Annotated in this window: 8 protein-coding genes; 1 reads left to right on the top strand and 7 read right to left on the bottom strand. The window is 61.8% G+C overall.

The genetic code is table 11. The features are described from left to right. Positions 1-815: amino acid--tRNA ligase-related protein (locus tag QM600_RS28490; protein WP_283265100.1), on the bottom strand; the 815-nt coding region annotated here is incomplete at its 3' end. 191 nt (positions 816-1006) lie between these two features. Here QM600_RS28490 and QM600_RS28485 point away from each other — a divergent pair. Next, the gene (locus QM600_RS28485; protein WP_283265099.1) at positions 1007-2278 is read left to right on the top strand and encodes an AraC family transcriptional regulator; all 1272 of its coding nucleotides are present in this window, start codon (positions 1007-1009) and stop codon (positions 2276-2278) included. Here the strand turns inward: QM600_RS28485 and QM600_RS28480 are convergent. From QM600_RS28480 to QM600_RS28455, 6 genes are all read right to left on the bottom strand, one after another. Beyond that, positions 2213-2635 (bottom strand): rhodanese-like domain-containing protein, encoded by a 423-nt coding sequence (locus QM600_RS28480; protein ID WP_169633813.1) that lies wholly within the window; start codon positions 2633-2635, stop codon positions 2213-2215. The two genes, QM600_RS28485 and QM600_RS28480, sit on opposite strands and share 66 nt — an antisense overlap. Before the next feature lie 2 nt (positions 2636-2637). Continuing rightward, a complete protein-coding gene (locus QM600_RS28475) occupies positions 2638-3150 on the bottom strand; it encodes a cysteine dioxygenase (protein ID WP_283265098.1) in 513 nt (170 codons plus the stop codon). A 264-nt stretch (positions 3151-3414) separates the two neighbouring features. Then, entirely contained in the window at positions 3415-4230 is an 816-nt protein-coding gene (locus tag QM600_RS28470; protein WP_283265097.1) for a type III pantothenate kinase, read from the bottom strand. A gap of 2 nt (positions 4231-4232) precedes the next feature. Then, the gene (gene panD, locus QM600_RS28465; RefSeq protein WP_094270995.1) at positions 4233-4679 is read right to left on the bottom strand and encodes an aspartate 1-decarboxylase; all 447 of its coding nucleotides are present in this window, start codon (positions 4677-4679) and stop codon (positions 4233-4235) included. A 27-nt stretch (positions 4680-4706) separates the two neighbouring features. Beyond that, on the bottom strand, positions 4707-5639 hold the full coding sequence (gene panC, locus QM600_RS28460; protein ID WP_283265096.1) for a pantoate--beta-alanine ligase: 933 nt from the start codon (positions 5637-5639) through the stop codon (positions 4707-4709). Continuing rightward, a complete protein-coding gene (locus tag QM600_RS28455; protein WP_283265101.1) occupies positions 5632-6573 on the bottom strand; it encodes a Rossmann-like and DUF2520 domain-containing protein in 942 nt (313 codons plus the stop codon). The genes panC and QM600_RS28455 overlap by 8 nt, the downstream gene beginning before the upstream one ends. Positions 6574-6623: the final 50 nt, after the last annotated feature.

Genomic DNA, 6623 nt, shown 5'->3' with positions numbered 1-6623 from the left:
GCGAACTCGGGCGAGTGAGTGGAGTCGACGCCCTCGTTGCGGAAGTTGCGGTTGATCTCGAAGACCTTCTCGATGCCGCCGACAACACAACGCTTGAGGAACAGTTCCGGCGCGATACGCAGGTACAGGTCGATATCGAGTGCATTGGAATGTGTGACGAACGGACGCGCCGCAGCACCGCCGTGCAGCGTCTGCAGCATCGGGGTCTCGACCTCGAGGAACCCCCGATCCTCGAGTGCGTTGCGCAGCGCACGGACTACCGCGACGCGCTTACGTGCATTGTCGCGAGCCTCCGGGCGGACGATCAGATCCGCGTAGCGCTGACGCACGCGAGACTCTTCGCTCATCTCCTTGTGCGCGACCGGCAGCGGACGCAGCGCCTTGGAGGCGATCTGCCACGCGTCGGCCATCACACTGAGCTCACCGCGGCGGGAGCTGATGACCTCGCCGTGAATGAAGACGAAGTCGCCGAGGTCGACGTCGGACTTCCAGGCAGCCAATGCGTCTTCGCCGACGCCGGCGAGGCTGATCATGGCCTGCAGCTGGGTACCGTCGCCCTCCTGCAGGGTGGCGAAGCACAGCTTGCCGGTGTTGCGCATGAAGATGACGCGGCCGACGACGCCGACAATCACGCCGGTAGCGGTGTCAGGCTCGAGTTCGGGGTACTCGGCGCGGATCTGCGCCAAGGTGTGGGTGCGATCCACGGAGACCGGGTACGCCTCCTGCCCTTGCGCCAGGATTCGCTCACGCTTTTCGCGTCGGATCCGGAGCTGCTCGGGGGTGTCGTCGACTGGCTGCGCTTCTACATCACTCACGGGGTACAAGACTACTGGGCCGCGTCCACCGTTCGTATCGCTGGTAGTACTGCTGAGACGGCGAGCACGATTCCCGACACCAGGTACAGGCCGACGCGAACGTGATTCCACATCGTCCAGCCGGCCGCGTAAGCAGTCCAGGATGCTTCGTCGGCAGTCCCCACTGATGCAAAGGCGTCGTTGCGAGGGACGTGGTAGACACGGTCACGGCATACGCAGCGAGAACGCCGACGCATCCGACGAGGGCGAGAACCCAGCCTTCCGGTCTCGATATCGACGCCCAGATCCCGGCGATGATCGCGGCGAACGCCGATCCGATCAACGGCAGCATCAGCGCACTGCGCGGCGCCGCGGCATTGAAGTCTGCTCAGCTTTCTGCGCGGCCGGTTCACCCCGGCCCGACAGGAGAACACCACTACGTTGCGCAACGTCAGCGAATTCTTGGACATGGACACTCGATTCGGGCACCGCCAGACCGGGCGCGTATGTCACATAGGCAGCGTCGACGCCGGTCACAGCAGCGCCAAGTACCGCGGTCATTCCAGTCGAAAACCGTCCCGGATGTTCTGGACGTGACTCGGGTTTCCACTCCCGCCGCGGCCAACCTCCGTGCAACTCGCTTACCGGTTTTGCGATACCACCGATCACTACCGCCGATTGCGCTACTCCGCGGCCCGGACCCGTACACAATCGCAGACCATCCCGACACCCCGATTCACGCAATCATCGACGAACTGCAGAACTGCACAGCGGTCGACGGTTCACCACTCGAGGATATGTCGATACTCGGCATTCGCACCTGGGGTAACTCGAGGAACGGCCAGACCGTCATACTCACGGGCACATACCGTTTGGACAGCTACGTCAGTCGGCAGATTCTCGACAGTTTGACCGCGATCGCAGTAGTGCGACCAAGCACCGAAACCGAGTCGATGACCACGCTTCTGGGGCAACAGATATCAGCCGACGGACCAGGACAGGAAGTCTTGCTTGATCGTCTCCTCGACTTGGTTCTGATTTCAACGGTCCGAACGTGGTTCACCGAGCATCCGGATCGCGCTCCACGGTGGATCAAAGCGTACGAAGATCCCGTCATCGGTCATGCCTTGCGGCTCATGCACAACCGACCGGAACGCCGGTGGACCGTCGAAAGCTTGGCCCATCAAACCGGCTGTTCCCGTGCCGCGTTCGCGCGCCGATTCACCGCACAATTAGGCATCGGACCACTTGGGTATCTGACGCAATGGCGACTCTCCGTTGCCGCGGATCTACTCGCCGACCCGAGCCGAACGGTGTCGTCCATCGCGCGAGAAGTGGGCTACTCGAGTCCCTTCGCGCTGACGACGGCATTCACCCGCCATCACGGCATGAGTCCGAGATCATTCCGCGAAGCGCGACTAGTGAGCCGCGACCGCCGCCAACTCACGGGTGCAATGACGCACACCGCTGAGAGCACCGAGTAGCCCGGCAGCCTTGATGGCCTTGTACCCGCCCACCAGATCGGTAGCGTTACGCAGGCCGAGTTGCTGCAACGATGCAGCTGCCAGGCTCGAGGTGTAGCCCTCGGAGCAGACGATGACCCACTCGACGTCGTGGTCGGTAGCCAAGGCGAGGTGCGCGCTGCTGCTCGGATCGAGACGCCATTCGAGGACGTTGCGCTCGATGGCGAGGGCGCCGGGAAGGGTTCCTTCAATGGCGCGCTGAGCCTGCGGGCGGATATCGACAAAGATCGCCCCGCGATGGAAAGCCTCAGTGAGCTGGAAAATGTACATGCGATCGATCTGAGTGCGGGCGTCGTCAAGCATCTGGTCGATAGTCATTTTCAGGCTCCTTCGGGCTGGTCGGTCAGCTCGGTGCGGGTGCGGCGAAGTGTGCGGTGATCCGTCACTTCGTAGAAGGACATTGCCGTCAACGGCGGGGAGTAGGCATGAACACTCAAAGTTGGTGAATCAGCACTGATTTCGATTGGCTCACTGGATGCCTCGGGCGTCCGTACGACGTCGTGCACCCACCCGAGTTGAAAGGCCGCCTGATCGCCGGCGTCGAGTTGACGATCCAGCAATTCTTCACCAGCCCAACGATATTCGGTGAGTGAACCACTGAGCACCGTAAGTGCACCGAAAGATCCTGCATGGTCATGCAATTCGGTGTTGCGTTCCGGCACCCAACTGATGAGCCAGACATCGACGTCGTCGTCGGCATGCAGGCGAGTCGCCCACCGCTCCGTGGTGGAAAACGCTTCGGGAATGAGGTGGTCGAAACGTCCGTCGAGAACACCGTTGGCGCCCTCGTCAGTGAGGCGAAGGAGGTCAGCGGTACGCAACCGCGTAGGCAACGAAGCCCCGGTGCGACGCCGTCCGGAAGAGCCACGATTACCACTGCGACCTGCGGAAACGCCGCCGTCAGATGCAAGAGTAGGGACTAAAACAGAGAGATCTGCAGAATATGTGGATAGCACGAGCTAGCTCCAAGGAGATGTGAATTGGTCAAGGCAGCGGTCAGCCTCGACAACACTCCTGAGCACTCATGCAGCGATTCACGTTGACTATTGTGGCACAACTTCTGCAATCGCGAAACAGGTAGAACAAAAATTTCTTCGTCACTCGACCGGCCGACGACCCGATCCACGACGCGCCTGATTGCGCTCGAACACCAACCTCAGCCCTTCCAGGGTGAGATCACGTTCGAGATGTTCAATGGTGGACGATTCCGGAATGATCAGCGGCGCACTGTCTCCGGTAGCTATGACGGCCACGTCAGGACCACTGAACTCCGGCAACTCCTCACGGACGCGGCGCACCAAACCGTCGACCAGGCCGGCAAACCCGAACACGGCCCCGGACTGCATGCACTCCACCGTGTTCTTTCCGACCACTGAACGCGGACGGACCAACTCGACCTTGCGCAGCGCGGCAGACTGCGACGCCAAGGCATCGGTCGAGATCTCGAGCCCGGGCGCGATACAGCCGCCGAGGAACTCACCCTTGGCCGAAACGACGTCGATACACGTCGAGGTACCGAAATCTACGACGATGCACGCACTCTCGTAAAGATAGTGCGCAGCAAGGCTGTTCACTATCCGGTCGGCACCGACCTCTTTGGGGTTGTCCACCAGGAGCGGCACCCCGGTACGAACCCCGGGCTCGACCACCACGTGCGGAACATGACCCCAGTAGCGTTCGAGCATCACCCGAATCTCGCGCAGCACCGACGGAACAGTCGACAGCGCAGCAACTCCGGTGATTTGATCGACGTGCTGACCCAGCAACCCACGGAACGTCAACGCCAACTCGTCAGCCGTCATCCGCGGGTCGGTACGCATTCGCCAGTCCTGCACCAGCTTCGAATACTCACCGACCCCGGAGAACAGACCCAGAACGATGTTGGTGTTCCGCACATCGACCGTGAGCAGCACCGCTACACCAGACTGGATTCGCGCGAAGCATCCAAAGTCGACAGCATGCGCGGCGTGATCAAACCGGAGCCTTCCGGCGCATGTGCCGGATCGGAACCGAGTTCGATCTGCTTGTTGTCAGCGTCGACGAACACCACGCGCGGCTGATACTCCTTGACTTCCTGCTCGTTCATCACGCCGTACGCAATGAGGATGACCAGATCGCCAGGCTTGACCAAATGCGCTGCCGCACCATTAATTCCGATGACACCCGTGCCACGCTCGCCCGCAATGACATAAGTCTCGAGTCGCGCGCCGTTGTCGATGTCGACGATGCACACCTGCTCACCTTCGAGCAGATCAGCAGCATCCATCAGATCCTGATCGACGGTGACCGAGCCGACGTAATGCAGGTCGGCATGCGTCACCGTGGCGCGGTGGATCTTCGACTTCATCATTGTGCGAAACATTTCCGGGCCTCTTCTCGTAAAAAGCGATCAGTGAGCGAGCAGGTCGTCTACAGCGTCAGCGGACGGATCGGTGTCGCGCTCGAGGAATCCCGTTCCCACAGCAACACCCACGTTGTCGATCAGACGCGTCGTACCGAGCTTGGCGGCCACCAACAACCGGCCGTCGCCGCGGTCCGGAGCTGGTCCGAGATCAACGCCGCGAACCTCGAGGTAATCCACCTCGATCTCGGGAACCGCAGCCAGCACAGCACGTGCGGTCTCGAGAATTCCTTCGGCTCCGCCCGCTGCGGCATGTGCGCCGGCGATCAAAGCCGCCGACAATGCAACAGCAGCAGTGCGCTGCCCCTCGTCGAGGTAGCGGTTACGCGAGGACAAAGCCAAACCGTCGAACTCACGGACCGTCGGAACCCCGATGATCTGCACATCAAAGTTGAGATCCCACACCATCTGACGGATCAGCGTCAGCTGCTGGTAATCCTTCTCACCGAAGTACGCGTGATTGGGAGCAGCGATCTGCAGCAGCTTCGCCACCACCGTCAACATGCCCGCAAAGTGCGTCGGACGTGCACCGCCTTCGAGTTCGCTGCCCAACGGTCCCGGCAGGATCGTGCTGCGCTGGCCGCGCGGGTACATCGTCTTCGCGGTCGGCGCGAACACCAACTCGACGCCCTCGGCGCGAAGCAGTTCCAGATCCGCGTCAAGAGTGCGCGGGTACGCGTCCAGATCCTCGCCCGCACCGAACTGCAACGGATTGACGAAGATGGACACGATCACAACGGCACCCGTGAGCTTTGCCTGACGAACCAGCTCGATGTGCCCGGCATGAAGCGCACCCATCGTCGGCACCAATGCCACCTGGCGTCCGACGCCACGCAGTGCCCGCGAGACCCGCCGAAGCTTGTCCGCATCGTGGTGCACTGTCAGTTCGCCGCGCTTGTATCCGCCCTGCAAATCACTCACGACGGTCACCTCCTGTTTCGGTCAAGATGTCGAACAATGTGGTGGGGGCGCCCACCCGCTGGGCCGATCGCAAAGACATCGCCCGATATCCGGCTGCAAGCTCCGGGTCGAGATCCGTCAGTACTCGTAAATGTGTCGCAACGGCCTCGGCATCACCGCGAGCCACCGGCCCGGTCAGAGCCGAAGGGCCGCGTCGCAGCGCGTTGTCCAAAGCGGCGGAAAGCAGGGGTTGCAAAACTCGTTCGGCAACGCCACCCGGATCACCGTCGATCAGTTGCTGACCGAGCAGCTCGTCACCCTCCAACGACGCGCGCAGAGCCTCGACGGCATCCACCACCAGCGTGACCAGGTGATTACTGCCGTGTGCCAGCGCAGCGTGATAGAGCGCGCGGTTCTCTTCGCGAACCCGCACCGGCTCGCCACCGATTTCCAGAACGAGTGACTGCGCGATCGCATATCCGATGTCGTCTGCGGCCGTGATTCCGAAACATGCCGACGACAACCGTGCGGTGTCCTCGTCGTGGCCTGTGAACGTCATCGCCGGATGAATAGCCAGCGGCAGGGCGCCCAGTTCCGTCAGCGGCGCCAAAATGGCGATGCCGTTGGCCCCGGAAGTATGCGCAACAAGGGTGCCGGGCTTTACCGATTGCGTCGCTGCCAGGCCCTTGACCAAGTCCGCCAACTGATCGTCCGGAACAGCAAGGATCAGCAGTTCAGAGCGTGCAGCAACATCGGCGGCCGGAAGGATTTCGGACTCGGGAAGACGCTTTGCTGCCCGTGCAACTGAAGCTGCGGACACAGCGGAACAAGCGCCGACAATATGTCCGGCACGCTCCAGCGCGGCACCTACAGCAGTTCCGACCCGACCTGCCGAGACAATTCCAACTGTCAATCGCGCAGGCACAGGTCCATTAGTGATCCCGAAGGAAGTCACCGGATTCCTCTCGTTCGTTCCAGTCCCGCTCGGCGGGTACCAGACGTTCT

The organism is Rhodococcus sp. IEGM 1379 (assembly GCF_030056815.1).
Lineage (GTDB): Bacteria > Actinomycetota > Actinomycetes > Mycobacteriales > Mycobacteriaceae > Rhodococcus_F.
Note: the sequence above shows the minus strand (reverse complement) of the source record. Positions and strands in the feature narration are given on the sequence as shown.

Bases quoted from the DNA above. Each gene is read 5' to 3' on its own strand.
- QM600_RS28480 (WP_169633813.1), bottom strand. From the start codon at position 2,635: ATGACTATCGACCAGATGCTTGACGACGCCCGCACTCAGATCGATCGC.
- panD (WP_094270995.1), bottom strand. From the start codon at position 4,679: ATGTTTCGCACAATGATGAAGTCGAAGATCCACCGCGCCACGGTGACG.